This window comes from Nonomuraea lactucae (genome assembly GCF_003313395.1).
Taxonomy (GTDB): Bacteria; Actinomycetota; Actinomycetes; order Streptosporangiales; family Streptosporangiaceae; genus Nonomuraea; species Nonomuraea lactucae.
Genome location: NZ_QNFZ01000468.1, coordinates 1 through 1,213, shown reverse-complemented (window position 1 = coordinate 1,213; position 1,213 = coordinate 1). Strand labels below are relative to the sequence as shown.

Sequence of the window (1,213 nt, the reverse complement as noted above, 5' to 3'; positions counted from 1 at the left end):
GTTCGTGGCGGCGGGCAGCGGCGCGTTCCTGCTGTGGCGGCGCCGCCGCGCGCCCGAGCCCGTACCCGCCCCGCCGCCACCCGTCAGCACGCAGCCGCCGCCCCTCGACGAGGGCTCCAGCCAGACGGTGGTCGTCCGCCGTTCGCAGCCGTTCGCGGTGATCCCGCAGCAGAAGCAGGTGCTGACAGCACCCGAGACCACCATGAAATACTGCACATCGTGCGGGATGAAGCTGGGGCCCGCGCACCGGTTCTGCGGCTACTGCGGTCACCCCAGCGAGACGTGATGCAATTGAACGACAGATCGCTCATCGGCCAGGAGGTGGCCGGCTACTACATCGAGGACATCGTCGGCAAGGGCGGCATGGCCGTCGTCTACCTGGCGCTGGACCCACGGCTGAGCCGCCGGGTGGCCCTCAAGATCCTCAACCCGGTGCTCAGCGTCGACGACCGCTTCCGGCAGAGGTTCATCCTGGAGTCCAGGACGGTCGCCAGCATCGAGCACCCCAACATCATCCCGATCTACGAGGCCAACACCGACGCCGACGGCGTGCTCTACATCTCGATGCGCTACGTCGACGGGCTCGACCTGCGCCGCCTCATCTACGACCGGGGGCCGCTGCCGATCGGCCAGGCCAACCAGATCTTCGCCCAGGTGGCCGCCGCGCTCGACGCCGCCCACGCCCACGACCTGATCCATCGCGACGTCAAGCCGGCCAACATCCTCCTGGCCGGCGACCACGTCTACCTCACCGACTTCGGCATCACCAAGCATCGCACCTCGATCTCCGGGCTCACGCAGACCGACCAGTTCATCGGCACGCCGCGCTACATGTCGCCCGAGCAGATCAACAAGGAGCACATCGACGGCCGGGCCGACCAGTACGCGCTGGCGTGCGTGGTCTACGAGGCGCTGTCCGGGAGGCTGCCCTTTCAGCGGGACAACGACATAGCCCTGCTCTGGGCCCATCTGGCCGAGCAGCCGGCCCCGCTGTCGCACATGAGGCCGGAGCTGCCCGCCGACGTCGACCCGGTGATGTACCGGGCGCTGTCCAAGCAGCCCGAACAGCGCTACCCGACCTGCGCGGCGTTCGTCACCGCGCTCCGCGACGCCATCAGCGGCGGGCTGCCCGAGTCCGCGCTCGCGGGGCCCACCGTGCCCAGCGGCTCGACCGGGGGCGCCGGCACCACCGCCACCACCGGCCCCGGCGGCT

The 1,213-nt window shown here is 70.2% G+C and carries 2 protein-coding genes; both read left to right on the top strand.

The genetic code is table 11. The annotated features are described in order from the left end of the window. A partial coding sequence (locus tag DQW85_RS22720) for a zinc-ribbon domain-containing protein (protein WP_113702175.1) occupies positions 1-286 on the top strand: 286 nt, incomplete at its 5' end. Further along, the coding region (locus tag DQW85_RS22715) for a serine/threonine protein kinase (RefSeq protein ID WP_162795252.1) at positions 286-1,213 on the top strand (928 nt) is incomplete at its 3' end. The genes DQW85_RS22720 and DQW85_RS22715, both read left to right, overlap by 1 nt.